Raw genomic sequence first — 377 nt, 5'->3', positions numbered from 1 at the left:
GCGAACAGTTCTCACATTGCAGATAACAAGTCGAACATTGCAGCCAATAGCAGCAACATTGCGGGCTTAAGTTCCAATGTCGGTGATCTCAGTTCTACTGTCGGTACCTTTAGTTCTGGAATTGCAGCCAATAGCAGCAACATCGCAAGTCTCAGCTCTAACGTAGGCAACTTCAGTTCTGGTATTGCGGCCAACAGCAGCAACATTGCGGGCTTAAGTTCCAATGTCGGTGATCTCAGTTCTACTGTCGGTACCTTTAGCTCGAATATCGCGGCGAACAGTTCTCACATTGCAGATAACAAGTCGAACATTGCAGCCAATAGCAGCAACATTGCGGGCTTAAGTTCCAATGTCGGTGATCTCAGTTCTACTGTCGG

The 377-nt window shown here is 47.5% G+C and carries 1 protein-coding gene; it reads left to right on the top strand.

Annotated features, from left to right (window positions below; translation table 11 throughout):
* Positions 1 to 377 (top strand): hypothetical protein (locus AACT35_RS11290; protein WP_216820556.1); only part of this gene is annotated, 377 nt, incomplete at both ends.

Origin of the sequence: Synechococcus sp. BDU 130192 (genome assembly GCF_963876085.1) — a bacterium.
Lineage (GTDB): Bacteria > Cyanobacteriota > Cyanobacteriia > Cyanobacteriales > MRBY01 > MRBY01.
Note: the sequence above shows the minus strand (reverse complement) of the source record. Positions and strands in the feature narration are given on the sequence as shown.